Annotated in this window: 14 protein-coding genes and 1 tRNA gene; 10 read left to right on the plus strand and 5 right to left on the minus strand. The window is 68.0% G+C overall.

Features of this window, described 5'->3' with window-relative positions:
- Positions 1–124: 124 nt before the first annotated feature.
- Positions 125–199 (minus strand) — tRNA-Glu (locus ABE424_RS03255).
- A 50-nt stretch (positions 200–249) separates the two neighbouring features.
- Between ABE424_RS03255 and pcnB the strand changes: the two genes are divergently transcribed.
- The 7 genes from pcnB to ABE424_RS03290 all read left to right on the plus strand — a co-directional run bounded on the left by pcnB (position 250) and on the right by ABE424_RS03290 (position 6,912).
- Positions 250–1,617: a polynucleotide adenylyltransferase PcnB gene (gene pcnB, locus ABE424_RS03260; RefSeq protein ID WP_176989902.1), complete on the plus strand. Its 1,368-nt coding sequence runs from the start codon at positions 250–252 to the stop codon at positions 1,615–1,617.
- Between the two features lie 3 nt (positions 1,618–1,620).
- Positions 1,621–2,109: a 2-amino-4-hydroxy-6-hydroxymethyldihydropteridine diphosphokinase gene (folK, locus tag ABE424_RS03265; RefSeq protein ID WP_346490827.1), complete on the plus strand. Its 489-nt coding sequence runs from the start codon at positions 1,621–1,623 to the stop codon at positions 2,107–2,109.
- 31 nt (positions 2,110–2,140) lie between these two features.
- Positions 2,141–2,956: a 3-methyl-2-oxobutanoate hydroxymethyltransferase gene (gene panB / locus ABE424_RS03270; RefSeq protein WP_176989673.1), complete on the plus strand. Its 816-nt coding sequence runs from the start codon at positions 2,141–2,143 to the stop codon at positions 2,954–2,956.
- Complete coding sequence (gene panC, locus ABE424_RS03275) at positions 2,953–3,795, plus strand: pantoate--beta-alanine ligase (protein ID WP_346490828.1); 843 nt, start codon at positions 2,953–2,955, stop codon at positions 3,793–3,795. The genes panB and panC overlap by 4 nt, the downstream gene beginning before the upstream one ends.
- A 266-nt stretch (positions 3,796–4,061) precedes the next feature.
- Positions 4,062–4,442, plus strand: coding sequence for an aspartate 1-decarboxylase (gene panD, locus ABE424_RS03280; protein WP_019183273.1), 381 nt, complete (start codon positions 4,062–4,064; stop codon positions 4,440–4,442).
- A complete protein-coding gene (gene pgi / locus ABE424_RS03285; RefSeq protein WP_346490829.1) occupies positions 4,439–5,953 on the plus strand; it encodes a glucose-6-phosphate isomerase in 1,515 nt (504 codons plus the stop codon). The genes panD and pgi overlap by 4 nt, the downstream gene beginning before the upstream one ends.
- Before the next feature lie 26 nt (positions 5,954–5,979).
- Positions 5,980–6,912, plus strand: a complete 933-nt coding sequence (locus tag ABE424_RS03290) for a hypothetical protein (RefSeq protein ID WP_346490830.1) — start codon at positions 5,980–5,982, stop codon at positions 6,910–6,912.
- A gap of 70 nt (positions 6,913–6,982) precedes the next feature.
- Here ABE424_RS03290 and ABE424_RS03295 read toward each other — a convergent pair whose 3' ends face one another.
- Together ABE424_RS03295 and ABE424_RS03300 are read right to left on the minus strand one after the other, a co-directional pair.
- The gene (locus tag ABE424_RS03295) at positions 6,983–7,567 is read right to left on the minus strand and encodes a response regulator transcription factor (RefSeq protein ID WP_179459225.1); all 585 of its coding nucleotides are present in this window, start codon (positions 7,565–7,567) and stop codon (positions 6,983–6,985) included.
- Positions 7,564–8,790, minus strand: coding sequence for an ATP-binding protein (locus ABE424_RS03300; protein WP_346490831.1), 1,227 nt, complete (start codon positions 8,788–8,790; stop codon positions 7,564–7,566). The genes ABE424_RS03295 and ABE424_RS03300 overlap by 4 nt, the downstream gene beginning before the upstream one ends.
- Positions 8,791–8,916: 126 nt before the next feature.
- On the opposite strand from ABE424_RS03300, the gene ispG reads away from it, so the two are divergent.
- The 3 genes from ispG to ABE424_RS03315 all read left to right on the plus strand — a co-directional run bounded on the left by ispG (position 8,917) and on the right by ABE424_RS03315 (position 11,740).
- The gene (ispG, locus tag ABE424_RS03305) at positions 8,917–10,182 is read left to right on the plus strand and encodes a flavodoxin-dependent (E)-4-hydroxy-3-methylbut-2-enyl-diphosphate synthase (RefSeq protein WP_313212901.1); all 1,266 of its coding nucleotides are present in this window, start codon (positions 8,917–8,919) and stop codon (positions 10,180–10,182) included.
- Positions 10,163–10,870 (plus strand): phosphatase PAP2 family protein, encoded by a 708-nt coding sequence (locus ABE424_RS03310; protein ID WP_346490832.1) that lies wholly within the window; start codon positions 10,163–10,165, stop codon positions 10,868–10,870. Before ispG ends, ABE424_RS03310 begins: the two co-directional genes overlap by 20 nt.
- A gap of 222 nt (positions 10,871–11,092) precedes the next feature.
- Positions 11,093–11,740, plus strand: a complete 648-nt coding sequence (locus ABE424_RS03315) for a response regulator (protein WP_123728958.1) — start codon at positions 11,093–11,095, stop codon at positions 11,738–11,740.
- A gap of 54 nt (positions 11,741–11,794) precedes the next feature.
- On the opposite strand, the gene ABE424_RS03320 is transcribed toward ABE424_RS03315, so the two are convergent.
- Entirely contained in the window at positions 11,795–12,454 is a 660-nt protein-coding gene (locus ABE424_RS03320) for a bifunctional 4-hydroxy-2-oxoglutarate aldolase/2-dehydro-3-deoxy-phosphogluconate aldolase (protein WP_346478637.1), read from the minus strand.
- 194 nt (positions 12,455–12,648) lie between these two features.
- Positions 12,649–14,565 carry a phosphogluconate dehydratase gene (edd, locus tag ABE424_RS03325; protein WP_346490833.1) on the minus strand — a complete coding sequence of 639 codons (1,917 nt, stop codon included), beginning with the start codon at positions 14,563–14,565 and terminating at the stop codon, positions 12,649–12,651.
- Between the last annotated feature and the right edge of the window lie 14 nt (positions 14,566–14,579).

Raw genomic sequence — 14,579 nt, forward strand, 5'->3', positions numbered from 1 at the left:
GGGCAGGGGCCGGGTCGGGGAGTGTGCTCCCCGGATCCGGGCCGGGCGGGGCAGGAGCGACAACCCGGGCCCGGAACGCAAAAAACCCCGCCGTGGCGGGGTTTTTGGCTTTCTGCACCGCGACTGGTGCTCCCTAGGGGACTCGAACCCCTGTTTTAGCCTTGAGAGGGCCACGTCCTAACCATTAGACGAAGGGAGCAGGCTTTGTCGCGAACTGCGCAGCGCGCTAGTATATGGACCTAGATGCCATTGGGCAATCCCGAAAACTCAACCGGAAGCGCCAACATCAATTCCTCTGCTACATCACCGTTCAGCCTGCGCGTGATCCCGCGCGATCAGCACAACATCTCCCGCAAGGACATCAGCCCGAACGCCCTGCGCGTCCTGTACCGGCTGCGTGATTCCGGGTTTGCCGGTTACCTGGTCGGCGGCGCCGTCCGCGATCTGCTCGTGAACGGCCACCCCAAGGATTTCGACGTCGCCACCGACGCGACGCCCGAACAGGTCAAGCAGTTGTTCCGCAACTGCCGGCTGATCGGCCGCCGCTTCCGCCTGGCGCACGTGGTGTTCGGCCGCGAGATCATCGAGGTCGCCACCTTCCGCGCCAACATCGACGATGGCAGCGGCGACCGTGAGATGGAAAACGGCATGCTCGTGCGCGACAACGTGTACGGCAGCATCGAAGACGACGCGATCCGCCGCGACTTCACCTGCAACGCCCTGTACTACGCGATCGAGGATTTCTCGGTGCGCGATTACACCGGTGGCTTTGAAGACGTGCAGGCACGCCTGATGAAGCTGATCGGCGACCCCGAGCAGCGTTACCAGGAAGACCCGGTACGCATGCTGCGCGCGGTGCGCCTGGCGGCCAAGCTGGGCTTCCAGATCGAAGAGGCGACCGCCGAGCCGCTGCCGCGCCTGGCCAACCTGCTGGCCGAGGCCGCCCCGGCGCGCCTGTTCGAGGAAGTGCTCAAGCTGTTCCTGTCCGGGCATGGCGTGGCCAGCTTCGAAGGCCTGGAGCGTTACGGTCTGCTCGACGTCATGTTCCCGGAGAGCGCCGCCGCCCTGCGCAGCAACCGCAGCGGTGCGCTGCGCCGGATGGTCATCGAAGGCCTGCACAACACCGATCTGCGCGTGGCCAACGATGAGCCGGTGTCGCCGTCGTTCCTGTTCGCGCTGCTGCTGTGGCCGGCCTTCTGCCGCGCCCTGGCCAGCCTGCAGAAGCAGGGCGTCGCACTGGAAGAGGCACAGCGCCGCGCCGCGGATCGCGTGACCCTGCACCAGCTGACCACCATCGCCCTGCCGCGCCGCTTCTCGCTGCCGATGCAGGAAATCTGGCTGCTGCAGGGCCGCTTCGCCTCGCGCCAGCGCAAGCGCGTGATCCGTACGTTGACCCACCCGCGCTTCCGCGCCGCCTACGACTTCCTGGTCCTGCGCCAGGTCGCCTCCAGCGAGCATGAAGCGGACGTGGCGTTCTGGCGCGAGGCCCAGCTGCAGTCCGGTACCGAGCTCGACTCGGCCCTGGATGCCGCCCAGGCCGATGGCGAGGGCGAAGACGGTGCACCGCGCAAGCGTCGCCGGCGCCGTCGTCGTCCTGGTGGAGTGGCAGGCGAGTAAGCCGTGACCCTGGCCTGTATCGGATTGGGCGCCAATCTCGGGGACGCCGCGCAGACCCTGCGCGATGCGTTCCAGGCGCTGGCGGCGCTGCCGCAGACCTCGTTGCGCGCGCGCTCGCAGCTGTACCGCACGCCGGCCTGGGGCAACGAAGACCAGCCGGCGTTCGTGAATGCCGCCGCCGTGCTGGATACCGCGCTGCCCGCGCCCGCGCTGCTGGAGGCGTTGCTGGAGATCGAGCGCCACTTCGGCCGCGTGCGCGATCCGGCCGTGCACTGGGGCCCGCGCGCGCTGGACCTCGACGTGTTGCTGTACGGCGAGGAGGTCATCGATCTGCCGCAGCTGCAGGTGCCGCATCCGTATCTGCACGCGCGTGCGTTCGCGCTGCTGCCGCTGGCCGAGATCGCGCCCGACGCCACCATTCCCGGGCACGGCCGCGTGCGGGATGCTGTGATGCGGGTCGAGGCCTGCGGGATCTCTCCAATAGGAGGATAATGCGGGGCTTATCGCCACCGGTTATCAGCTCATGAGTACCCACGCAGACAGCAAGCCCTGGACCGTCCCCGCATTGGCGGAGGCCAAGCGCACTGGGCAGAAGCTGGTGATGTTGACCGCCTACGATGCCGGGTTCGCCCGCAGCTTCGACGCCAACGGCGTGGACCTGATCCTGATTGGCGACTCGCTGGGCATGGTGGTGCAGGGGCACGATTCGACCCTGCCGGTGACCACCGATGACATGGTCTATCACACCCGCGCCGTGGCCCGCGTGCTGCAACGCGCGCTGCTGGTCGCTGATCTGCCGTTCGGCGCCGACGCGACGCCCGAGCGCGCGCTGGATGCCTCGCTGCGCCTGCTGCAGGCCGGCGCGGAGATGGTCAAGATCGAAGGTGCCGGCTTCAAGCTGGACATCATCCGTTACCTGGTCGAGCGCGAGATTCCGGTCTGCTCGCACCTGGGCCTGACGCCGCAGTCGGTGCTGCGCCTGGGGGGTTACCGCGTGCAGGGCCGTGGCGATGCCGCCCAGCAGCTGCGCGACGACGCCAAGGCTGCGGTCGCCGCCGGCGCCAGCCTGGTCGTGCTCGAATGCGTGCCGACGCCGGTGGCTGCCCAGGTCACCGCGGACATCAGTGTGCCCACCATCGGCATCGGTGCCGGCCCGCACTGCGATGGCCAGGTGCTGGTGCTGCATGATTTCCTCGGCCTGGACAGCGGCCATCGCCGTCCCAAGTTCGTCAAGGATTTCCTTGCCGAAGGCGGGTCGGTTGCCGGTGCGGTCCGTGCCTACGCCGACGCCGTGCGCGACGGCTCCTTCCCCGACGCAGAACACGCCTACGCCTCATGATCGAAACCGTCACCGAACTGTCCCGTCTGCGCGCCGTCGTCAACGGCTGGAAGCGCGAGGGCCTGCGCGTCGCGCTGGTCCCGACCATGGGCAACCTGCATGGAGGTCATTATTCGCTGGTCACGCTGGCCCGGCAGTACGCCGACCGCGTGGTTTCCAGCGTGTTCGTCAATCCGACCCAGTTCGGCCCGAACGAGGATTTCACCCGCTATCCGCGTACGCCCGAAGCCGACACCACCGGCCTGGAGCAGGCCGGGTGTGATGTGCTGTGGCTGCCCACCGTTGAGTCGATGTACCCGTTCGGCGTCGCGCTGGCGGCCAGCGTCAACGTGCCGGGCATCAGCGGCCTGCTCGAGGGCGCGCACCGCCCGGGCCATTTCGATGGCGTCTGCACCGTGGTCTCGCGCCTGTTCAACCAGGTCCAGCCGGACGTGGCGGCCTTCGGCAAGAAGGATTACCAGCAGCTGGCGGTGATCCGCCAGATGGTGGAAGACCTGGCCTTCCCGATCCAGATCGTCGGGGGCGACATCGTGCGTGAAGACGACGGCCTGGCGATGAGCTCGCGCAACCAGTACCTCAGCGCCGAGCAGCGCCCGGTCTCGACCAGCATCCACCAGGTGCTGCTGGGCATGCGCGAAGGCTTCATCGCCGGCAAGAGCCGCAGCCTGATCGAGGCCGAAGCGGCCGCCGCACTGCAGGCGGCGGGCTTCCAGGTCGACTACGCCGTGGTGCGCCTGCCGGACCTCTCCGAGCCGGCCGATGCCAACGACGGCACCCGCGTAGCGCTGATCGCCGCGCGGATCGGCAACACCCGGTTGATCGACAACCTGGAGTTCTGAGGGGGCAAACCCCGGGCGGGGCGGGTGTAGAGCCACGCCACGCGTGGCTGCTCAAGGGGGCGCCCCCTGGAGCCGGTGTGCCCCGCGTTCCGCCACTGTGACCCGCGGTCCCGCGCAGCCACCCATGGGGTGGCTCTACCGGGGTGGCGTGGAGGCGTGAAGATGCTGAACGATGGGCAGCGCCCTCCCGGGACCGGCGCCGCGCGCCCTGCCGCCGATCCAGCGGGTGCTAGAATTTCCCTTTCCTTTACCGTTGTCCCGTCGCCATGCACCTGTCCCTGCTGAAGACCAAGATCCACCGCGCCACCGTCACGCATTCCGAGCTGAACTACGAAGGTTCCATCGCCATCGATGACAACCTGCTGGCTGCCACCGGCATCCGTGAGTTCGAGCAGGTGCACATCTGGGACGTCACCAACGGTGCGCGTTTCTCCACCTATGCCATCCGCGCCGAAGCCGGCAGCGGCGTGGTGTCGCTCAACGGTGGCGCCGCGCGCCACGTGCAGGTGGGCGACATCATCATCATCGCGGCCTTCGCCAGCATGAGCGAAGAAGAAGCTGACAGCTTCAAGCCGAAGTTGGTATATGTGGACGGCAAGAACCAGATCTCCCACACCAACGACACGATCCCGACACAGGCCGCATGACACAGCACAACGGATTCGACCCGCTTCATTCCCATGCCCAGCGCCTGCGTGGCGCGAGCATCCCTTCGTTGATCGCCGCCGAACCGGGCCGCGCACAATCGCTGGGGCTGCGGGTCGGTCCGTTGTACGTCAATTTCGCGCGGCAGAAATACGACCGCGCGGCGTTGGACGCACTGCTGCAGCTGGCCGCCGAGCGCGATGTCGCCGGCGGCTTCCAGCGCCTGTTCCGCGGTGAAACGGTCAACGTGACCGAAGGCCGCGCCGCGCTGCACACTGCGCTGCGTGGGGACGCCAGCGGCGCACCGGTGGCCGGCGAGGCCTTCGCTACCGCCGCGCAGGTACGCCAGCAGATGGGCGAGCTGATCGCCGCGCTGGAAGCCACCAACATCACCGATATCGTCAGCGTCGGCATCGGCGGCTCGGACCTCGGTCCGCGGCTGGTGGCCGATGCGCTGCGTCCGGTCACCGGCGCACGCTTCCGCGTGCATTTCGTTTCGAATGTGGACGGCGCGGCGATGCAGCGCACGCTGGCCACGCTGGACCCGGCCACCACCGCCGGCATCCTGATCTCCAAGACCTTCGGCACCCAGGAAACCCTGCTCAACGGGCAGATCCTGCACGACTGGCTGGGCGGCAGCGAACGCCTGTATGCGGTCAGCGCCAATCCGGAGCGTGCGGCCAAGGCCTTCTCGATCGCCGCCGGCCGCGTGCTGCCGATGTGGGACTGGGTCGGCGGGCGCTATTCGCTGTGGTCGGCGGTCGGTTTCCCGATCGCACTGGCCATCGGCTTCACGCGCTTCGAGCAGCTGCTCGAGGGCGCGGCGCAGATGGACGAACACGCGCTGACCGCCCCGCTGGCGCAGAACCTGCCGGTACTGCACGCGCTGACCGACATCTGGAACCGCAACCTGCTCGGCCATGCCACGCATGCGGTGATGACCTACGACCAGCGCCTGGCGCTGCTGCCGGCCTACCTGCAGCAGCTGGTGATGGAAAGCCTGGGCAAGCGCGTGCAGCTCGATGGCAGCCCGGTCGCCAGCGACACCGTGCCGGTGTGGTGGGGCGGGGCGGGCACCGATGTGCAGCACAGTTTCTTCCAGGCGCTGCACCAGGGCACCAGCGTGATCCCGGCCGATTTCATCGGCTGCGTGCACAACGATGATCCCTACGTGGTCAACCACCAGGCGCTGATGGCCAACCTGCTGGCGCAGACCGAAGCGCTGGCCAACGGCCAGGGCAGCGATGATCCGCACCGCGAGTATCCCGGCGGCCGCCCGAGCACGCTGATCCTGCTCGACGCGCTGACCCCGCACTCGCTGGGTGCGCTGATCGCGATGTACGAACACGCCGTGTACGTGCAGTCGCTGATCTGGAACATCAACGCCTTCGACCAGTTCGGCGTGGAGCTGGGCAAGCAGCTGGCCAGTGGCCTGTTGCCGGCCCTGCAGGGCGAGGACGTGGCCATCGATGACCCGGTGACCCGCGCGATTCTGGCTGAACTGAAGGCCTGACTGCGGAGCCTGCGATGGGGGTGTCCATGCACTGGCGTGATCTCGGGCAGCGAAAGCAGCCCGGGGTCTGGGCTGGACTGCTCCTCGACGTTTCGGCGTGCACGCCGCCTGCATTCACTGTCTCGGTATGTCCACCCCACTGCCTGCGGGTGGCCGTCGGCGACCGCGCAATGCTGTGGGCCCGGGTGGAGAAGGATTACTGGGGGGTAGACCTGCTTCGCAGTGACTCGCCGTTGTCCCCCGGCATCGTGCCTCCAATCACGGCCGCCCAGGTGCGCGAAAAACATGCGGCCGACCCTGCTCGGGCGCGCGCTGGATGGGCCCGATTCTTCGCTGAGGCGTTGGCTGGATCCGGCAGTTCTCCCTTGGCCGATGGCCAATGGTTGTTGCAGCCTTCGCTGCATGGCAGCGCTGCGGTCTCGATTCGACCCGACATGGCTGCCCTTGCACTGGCACGCCCTGCATTGGATGCGCTGGACTGGTCGGACATTACCTTCGGCAGCCCATTCGCACCGATTCCGTTGCGTTCCCCATCGCCCGCCCAGAATGGACGGGTCAACGCCTGGGCGCGGCATGCCCGCGCGGGTACGCTCCCGCCGGTGCTGCTGATGTGGGTCAGCGGGCTGCAGGCCCATGTCGTGCTTGACGGGCATGATCGATTGCAGGCTGCGGTGCAGCAGGGGATGGACGTGCCGGTTCTGGTCCTGCTTCGCCACGAGGAAGGTACCCTGGACGAGGGTGCTCTTGCGCGAGCGGACGCGATTGCCGCCAGCTCGGCGGGTGCCGAGATGACCGTTGAGGCGCGCAACCGCCTGCTGTTGGATCTTTACTGCCCCAGTCGCGAAGTGCTGCCCAGCCGGGGCGACCTGTTGCGCGGAGGGATGGTCCAGTGGAGCGCGGAAGTCCAGGCACACGCCCGTGCGCAAGGGATGGACGTGCGGATTCTTCTCGAACCTTGAAGGAAGCCGAGCCACACAGTGGCTCGGGGAGCACGTCGCGCTGCACCCACGTGGACGGATTGCACCGGCCTCACCGGCTCGGGTCGCGCTCCGGGCTCGGCCGCTTGGCCAGCTTGCGCTGCAGCGAGCGCCGGTGCATGCCGAGCAGGCGCGCAGCGGCGGAGACGTTGCCACCGGTCTCATGCATCGCCTGCTGGATGTGTTCCCACTGCAGCCGGCTGATCGGCGTCATCGCATCCGGCGGCTCCATGTCGCCATCGTCGGCCGGGCCATCGTCTTCCTCGCCGAGCGCACGCAGGATCATCGGCACCGTGGCCGGCTTGGGCAGATAGTCGTCCGCACCGAGCTTGATCGCCTCCACCGCGGTGGCGATGCTGGCATAGCCGGTCACCAGCAGGATCCGCATGTCTTCGCGCAGGGCGCGCAGCGGCTGGATCAGGGCCAGGCCGGATTCGGTGCCGAGCTTGAGATCGATCAACGCGTAGGCCGGCGGCTGTTGCCGCGCCAGCAGCAGCGCCGAGGCGGTGTCGCTGGCGGTCACGGTTTCCAGTCCCTTGCGGGCCAGGCTGCGCTGCAGCGTGCGCAGATAGAGTTCGTCGTCGTCGACCAGCAGGCCATGGCTGGCCAGGCCGGGCGCCGGAGTGAAGGTGGTCATGCGGAAGTCTCCCGTGGGGACAGAGGCAGGCGGAAGCCGACGCGGGTGCCGGCGCCCTTGGCCGGGCGCATCCACAGCTCGCCGTCCAGGCGTTCGATGGTGGCGTGGGACAGGGCCAGGCCGACGCCCATGCCGTCGGTCTTGCCGCTGTTGAACAGCGTGCCGGGCAGCACCGCCTGGCGCGCGTCGAAGCCGTGGCCGTAATCGCGCACTTCGCCGATCAGATCGTCGCCTTCGATGCGCAGCGTCAGATCCACCTGCGCGCGGTCGGCCTTCTCGCCGGCGTCGGCCGCATTGTTGAGCAGCACCATCAGCAGGTGGCCGATGCCCGGGTCCAGCGGCAGGGTCAGCGGGGCATCTTCATTGCGGTGCAGCGCGATGGTCGGCCGCACCAGCCGCCACTGTTCCAGCACCTGCGGCAGGGTCACCGCGTCGCGGCCCGGCGCATCGCCGGCGGCCGGGCGGGCGAGCGCCAGCACGCGCTCACGGCACTGCACCAGCAGCTCGCGCAGGGTTTCCACGTCATCGCGGACCTCGCTGCTTTCGGTCTGGTCGGCGATGTCGTCGGCGAGCAGGGTCATGGTCGCCAGCGGCGTATTGAGTTCGTGGGCGACCGAGGCGGCGTGGGTGGCCAGCGCGACGATGCCCTCGTTGCGCACGAAGCGTTCGCGCAGCATCGCCAGCTCATGCTCGCGCTGGCGCAGGGCGATCGCCAGCCGGGTCGCGAACACCAGCACCACGGTCGCCGACAGCAGGAAGTTGCAGACCACGCCCCACTGCTGCATCTGCGCGCCGGTGAAGTAGCCGCTCGGCAGCGGCAGGCCGAACACGCCGCTGAATGCGTAACCGATCAGGCAGGCCGCGGCCACGGCCAGGGTCCAGCGCAGGGGCAGGGCGAGCGCGGCCAGCGCGATCAGGATCAGGAACAGCGAGCCGAAGGGATTGGCGATGCCGCCGCTCCAGCCCACCATCCAGGTCAGCACGGTGACATCCACCAGGATGTGGCCGAACGCGGTGACCGGCGCGGTATCGGGGCCCTGGACACGCAGCTGCGCGTACAGGTTGAACAGGGTCAGCGCGGCAACGCCGGCCCACAGCGGCAGTTGCGGCAGTTCCAGCCCCAGCACCGAGGTGGCGACCAGGATGGTCGCGGCCTGGCCGGCCACGGCCAGCCAGCGCAGGCTGCACAGGGTGCGGAGGAAGGGGGCGTCGGTACCGGTCATGTCCGCACATCGTATGCGCTCCCGCCAACGCCTGCCTGCGACAATCGGCCGCATCGCGGCGGGGCAACATGAGCGGCAACCAACGGCAAGCACCTCAGCGTGCGCCTGGCGCGCTAAAATAGGCGGATGCATGACGCCGTGACCCGACCGACCCAACCCGCCGACTCCGCCGTGTGGGCCCGCCGCCAGACCCAGCCTGTCCATATCGGCGGCGTGGTCGTGGGTGGGGGCCATCCCGTGGTGGTGCAGTCGATGACCAACACCGACACCGCCGATGTCGCCTCCAGCGTGAAGCAGGTGGCCGAACTGTGGCGTGCGGGCTCGGAGATGGTGCGGTTGACCGTCAACAATCCCGAGTCGGCCGCGGCCATCCCGCGGATCGTGGAGAAGCTGCAGATGATGGGGATCGATGTCCCCCTGATCGGCGACTTCCACTACAACGGCCACCAGTTGTTGACCCAGGAACCGGCCTGCGCCGAGGCCCTGGCCAAGTACCGGATCAACCCGGGCAACGTCGGCTTCGGCAAGAAGAAGGACACTCAGTTCGCGCAGCTGATCGAGTTCGCGATCCGCTACAACAAGCCGGTCCGCATCGGCGCCAACTGGGGCTCGCTGGACCAGTCCCTGGCCGCGCGCCTGATGGACGAGAACAGCCAGCGCGCACAGCCCTGGGATGCCGGCCGCGTGCTGCGCGAAGCGCTGATCCGATCGGCGCTGGATTCGGCTGAAACCGCTGTCGAGCTCGGCCTGCCGCGCGATCGCATCGTGCTCTCGGCCAAGGTCAGTGGCGTGCAGGAACTGATCGCGGTGTATCGCGACCTGGCCCAGCGCTCGGATTTCGCGCTGCACCTGGGCCTGACCGAAGCCGGCATCGGCAGCAAGGGCATCGTCGCCTCCTCGGCGGCGCTGGCGGTGCTGATGCAGGAAGGCATCGGCGACACCATCCGTATTTCGCTGACGCCCGAGCCGGGCCAGTCGCGCACGGCCGAGGTGATCGTCGCCCAGGAACTGCTGCAGACCACCGGGCAGCGAGCCTTCACGCCGCTGGTCACGGCCTGCCCGGGTTGCGGCCGGACCACCTCCGAGTTCTTCCAGGAACTGGCCAAGGTCGTGCAGAACCACGTGCGCGAGAAGATGCCGGTCTGGAAAGTGAGCCACCCCGGCGCGGAAAGCATGACCCTGGCGGTCATGGGCTGCATCGTCAACGGGCCGGGCGAATCGCGCCACGCCAACATCGGCATCTCGCTGCCGGGCACCGGCGAAACCCCGGCTGCACCGGTCTTCGTGGACGGTGAGAAGACGGTGACCCTGCGCGGCGACAACATCGCCCAGGACTTCGTGGCGCTGATCGACGCATACGTCGAACGGACCTATGTCCGACGCGCGGGATAAGCCGGCGGTGCTGGCCGCCCCGGAGCAGGCGGCCGGTTTCCGCCACTGGATGGGCCGCAACGCCTGGCGCTTCGTGATGCTGTTCGTCGGCGTGCTGTTGCCGCTGGCCGGGTTCGTCGCGCTGGCCGACGAAGTCCACGAACTGGAATCGATCTATTTCGACGCGCCCCTGCTGTGGAAGATGCACGGGCTGCATTCGCCGGGGCTGGATGCGTTCTTCGTGCTGCTCTCCAAGCTGGGCTACGAGTGGTTCCTGATCCCGGCCGACGTGCTGATCGTGTCCCTGCTGGTCTGGCGCAAACGCTGGCGCGAAGCCAGTTTCGTGGCGATCTGCTTCGTCGGCTCCGCCCTGCTGAACGTGGGCAGCAAGCGTTTCTTCCAGCGTGACCGCCCCAGCCTGTGGGAATCGATCGCCCCGGAGAGCACCTTCAGCTTCCCCAGCGGCCACGCGATGGGCTCGATGACCCTGGCCGTCACCCTGGTGTTGCTGGCCTGGAACACCCGCTGGCGTTGGCCGGTGGCCCTGTCGGCGGTGACCTTCGCGGTGCTGGTGAGCCTCTCGAGGGTCTACCTCGGGGTCCATTACCCCTCCGACATCCTGGCCGGCTGGTGTGCCGCCCTGGTCTGGGTGGTAGGGTGCTTCCTGGTCATGTTCCGCCGCCGCCATCCGTGGCGGCATCGCCACTGAGAGCATTACGGCGGTAAACTGGCCGAAAACGGCATGAAGACGCGCCGCATCGATAGGCTGTTTCTTTGGAACAGACTAGGATGAGAGGCACAGGGGGAGGGGCAGGACAGCACGTCTGTGATGCGCGGAGCAGAACGCGATGACGGGGAACCGGGTTCCTTGTGATCGACACATCCCGCAGCTAGGCTTGCCCCCGTTCACAGTGTTTGACGAGGTTGGCGGATGACGATTCGAGTGTATCTGGTGGACGATCATGCTCTGGTGCGTACCGGCATGAAAATGATCCTCTCCAACGAGACCGACATCGAGGTGGTCGGTGAGGCGGAGAGCGGTGAAGATGCGCTGCCGGATATCCGCCGCCTGCGGCCCGACGTCGTGCTGTGCGATCTGCACCTGCCGGGCGTGAGCGGCATGGAGGTCACCGAACGCGTGGTCCGTGGCGATCACGGCACCCGCGTGGTGATCGTCTCCGTCCTTGAAGATGGCCCGATGCCCAAGCGTCTGCTCGAAGCCGGTGCCTCCGGTTACATCGGCAAGGCCTGCGATGCACAGGAACTGCTGCGTGCCGTGCGCGATGCCGCGCTCGGTCGCCGTTACCTGGGCAACAGCATCGCGCAGAACCTGGCGCTGTCAAACGTGGAAGGCAACCACTCGCCGTTCGACACGTTGTCCCCGCGCGAACTGGAAGTGGCCCTGCTGCTCACCCAGGGCCTGCGCCAGGAAGACATCGCCAAGCGCCTGAGCCTCAGCGCGAAGACCGTCAACACGCACAAGGCGCGCCTGTTCGAGAAGATGGGCATCAATGACAACATCGCGCTGGCGCGCATGGCCAGCCAGTACGGCTTGGTGAATCCGGCGCGACCGATGTAGCCCGCGTGCTGGCGGTGGATGAAAAAACGCCCGGGCATGCCCGGGCGTTTTCGTTCAGTGCGCGCGGACCCGCGCCACGATCTTCGCGGCCTGGGCCGCACTCGCGCGTACCTTGTCCCACTCGCCACGCTCGATCCAACCGCCCGGCACCATCCACGAGCCACCGATGCAGACCACGTTCTTCTGCTCCAGGTACTCGGCGGCGGTGTCTTCGGTGATGCCACCGGTCGGGCACAGCTTCAGATCCGGAATCGGACCGGCCAGACCCTTGATCATCGCCAGCCCGCCCACGGCCGAGGCCGGGAACAGCTTGCAGACCCGGAAGCCGCGCGCATACAGCGCCAGCATTTCGGTCGGCGACGCCGCACCCGGCACCACCGGCAACGCCGCCTGTGCCAACGCATCGGCCATGTGCGCCGGCGTACCCGGCGTGACCAGGAAATCCGCCCCCGCATCGATCGACTGCTGCATCTGCTCCACGGTCAACACCGTGCCCGCACCCACCACCACATCCGGCAGCTCGCGCTTGAGCATCGCGAGTGCTTCCATCGCCACCGGCGTGCGCAGCGTCAGCTCGATCGCGGGCAGCCCGCCCTCCAGCAACGCCGCGCTGACCGCACGGGCCTGATCCAGCGTATGCACCGTCACCACCGGCAGAATGCCAGCAGCCGTCAACAGGGTTTCAGCGCGTTTCTGATGTTCGGCGATGCTCATGCGTTTCCAATCCTTATTCCAAAAAGTACGACGCCAACGACGCGCCGAAAAGTGTCCGGAGGCAGCGGATGGCCCCAACCAGGACCGTTAAGCGGCATGGATGCCGCTTTACGAGCCCCCATGGATGGGTTCACGGCGCGTCCTGGTTGGGGCCATCCGCTGCCTCAACCAGGACACCTTACCGCTGCATCAGCTCAGGCGTCTTTCGCCTCATGCGGCGCATCCGCAGCCGCCGCATCATGCCCAAGCTCATATTCCGCATCGTAATTCCAGATGCTGCCGTCATCGGCCGCCGGCCCGCACGAAATCGACATCGCGCCCTGATCGGCCGGACCCACCAGACGGCGGCTCATCGCGAACAGATTGCGGCCCAGATCGTGCCCCGCCGGTGCCGTGTTCGGCGCCGGCTCGCGTGCCGCGAACTCCGCCGCGTCCACCAGCAGCTCCAGCGTGCCGGCCTCACCATCCAGACGGATGATGTCGCCCTCGCGCACCCGCGCCAGCGGACCGCCGCGCGACGCTTCCGGCGTCATGTGGATCGCCGCCGGGAACTTGCCCGAGGCACCCGACAGACGACCATCGGTGACCAGCGCCACCCGGCGCCCCTGGTTCTGCAGCAGGCCCAGCAGCGGCGCCAACGAATGCAGCTCCGGCATGCCGTTGGAGCGCGGGCCCTGGTAGCGGACCACCGCAACGAAATCGTGCGGCAGCACGCCGGCCGCGTGCAGCTTGTTCAGCACCTGCGGCGCATCGACCACCACCGCCGGCGCTTCGATCGTGCGGAACTCCGGCTTCACCGCCGACAGCTTGATCAGCGAGCGACCGAGATTGCCGCGCAGCAGGCGCAGGCCGCCCTGGGATTCGAACGGATTGGCCACGCCACGCACCACATCCGGATCGGCGCTCTCGCGCACACCATCGATGTAGGTCAGCTTGCCGTCGCGCAGCGCCGGCTCCTGGCCGTACTGCGGCATGCCGCCTTCGGCCACGGTCTGCAGGTCGGCGTGCATCAGGCCGGCCTCCATCAGCTCACGGAACACGAACGCGGTGCCGCCCGCGGCCGCGAAGCGGTTCACGTCGGCTTCGCCGTTCGGATAGACGCGGGCCAGCAGCGGGATCAGCTGTGAGAGCTGGTCCATGTCGTCCCAGGTCAGCACGATCCCGGCCGCACGCGCCACTGCGATCCAGTGGATGGTGTGGTTGGTCGAGCCGCCGGTGGCCATCAGGGTGACCACGGCGTTGACGATCGCGCGTTCGTCGATCAGGCGGCCGAGCGGACGGAAGTCGTCGCCCAGCGCGCTGATCTCCAGCGCACGCACTGCCGCCTGGCGGGTCAGTGCATCGCGCAGCGGCGTATCCGGATTGACGAACGAGGCGCCCGGCATCTGCACGCCCATCGCCTCGAGCAGGGTCTGGTTGGAGTTGGCGGTGCCATAGAAGGTGCAGGTGCCGGCGCCGTGGTACGAGGCGGCTTCGGCTTCCAGCAGTTCCTCGCGGGTCGCCTGGCCGGCCGCATAGCGCTCGCGCACTTCGGCCTTCTGCTTGTTCGGAATGCCCGGGGTCATCGGGCCGGCCGGCAGGAAGATCGCTGGCAGGTGGCCGAAGGCGAGCGCACCGATCAGCAGGCCCGGCACGATCTTGTCGCAGACGCCGAGGTAGACGCTGGCATCGAACATGTCATGGCTCAGGCCGATCGCGGTCGACTGGGCGATCACATCGCGCGAGAACAGCGACAGCTCCATGCCGCCGCGGCCCTGGGTGACGCCGTCGCACATCGCCGGCACGCCACCGGCGACCTGTGCGGTCGCGCCGAGTTCGCGCGCGGTCTCGCGCAGGATCTCCGGGTAGTGCTCGAACGGCTGGTGCGCCGAGAGCATGTCGTTGTACGCGGTGATGATGCCCAGATTGGGCGTCACGCCGCCGCGCAGGCGCGACTTGTCGGTCGGGCCGCACGCGGCGAACCCGTGGGCGAGGTTGCCGCAGCTCAGGCGCGAACGGAACGGACCGTCGCGCAGCGCCGCGTCGACACCGGCCAGGTAGGCGGCGCGGGAGGCGACGCTGCGCTGGACGATGCGCTCGGTGATGGCATGGAGTTTGGGATGCAGGCTCATTGGCTACCGGCTAT

Source organism: Stenotrophomonas sp. TWI1149 (assembly GCF_039673155.1).
GTDB classification, from domain to species: domain Bacteria; phylum Pseudomonadota; class Gammaproteobacteria; order Xanthomonadales; family Xanthomonadaceae; genus Stenotrophomonas; species Stenotrophomonas maltophilia_AA.

Bases quoted from the DNA above. Each gene is read 5' to 3' on its own strand.
- panB (WP_176989673.1), top strand. From the start codon at position 2,141: ATGAGTACCCACGCAGACAGCAAGCCCTGGACCGTCCCCGCATTGGCG.
- pgi (WP_346490829.1), top strand. From the start codon at position 4,439: ATGACACAGCACAACGGATTCGACCCGCTTCATTCCCATGCCCAGCGC.
- ABE424_RS03310 (WP_346490832.1), top strand. From the start codon at position 10,163: ATGTCCGACGCGCGGGATAAGCCGGCGGTGCTGGCCGCCCCGGAGCAG.
- ABE424_RS03300 (WP_346490831.1), bottom strand. From the start codon at position 8,790: ATGACCGGTACCGACGCCCCCTTCCTCCGCACCCTGTGCAGCCTGCGC.
- ABE424_RS03295 (WP_179459225.1), bottom strand. From the start codon at position 7,567: ATGACCACCTTCACTCCGGCGCCCGGCCTGGCCAGCCATGGCCTGCTG.
- panD (WP_019183273.1), top strand. From the start codon at position 4,062: ATGCACCTGTCCCTGCTGAAGACCAAGATCCACCGCGCCACCGTCACG.
- ABE424_RS03315 (WP_123728958.1), top strand. From the start codon at position 11,093: ATGACGATTCGAGTGTATCTGGTGGACGATCATGCTCTGGTGCGTACC.
- edd (WP_346490833.1), bottom strand. From the start codon at position 14,565: ATGAGCCTGCATCCCAAACTCCATGCCATCACCGAGCGCATCGTCCAG.
- ABE424_RS03320 (WP_346478637.1), bottom strand. From the start codon at position 12,454: ATGAGCATCGCCGAACATCAGAAACGCGCTGAAACCCTGTTGACGGCT.
- ABE424_RS03290 (WP_346490830.1), top strand. From the start codon at position 5,980: ATGCACTGGCGTGATCTCGGGCAGCGAAAGCAGCCCGGGGTCTGGGCT.
- panC (WP_346490828.1), top strand. From the start codon at position 2,953: ATGATCGAAACCGTCACCGAACTGTCCCGTCTGCGCGCCGTCGTCAAC.
- ispG (WP_313212901.1), top strand. From the start codon at position 8,917: ATGCATGACGCCGTGACCCGACCGACCCAACCCGCCGACTCCGCCGTG.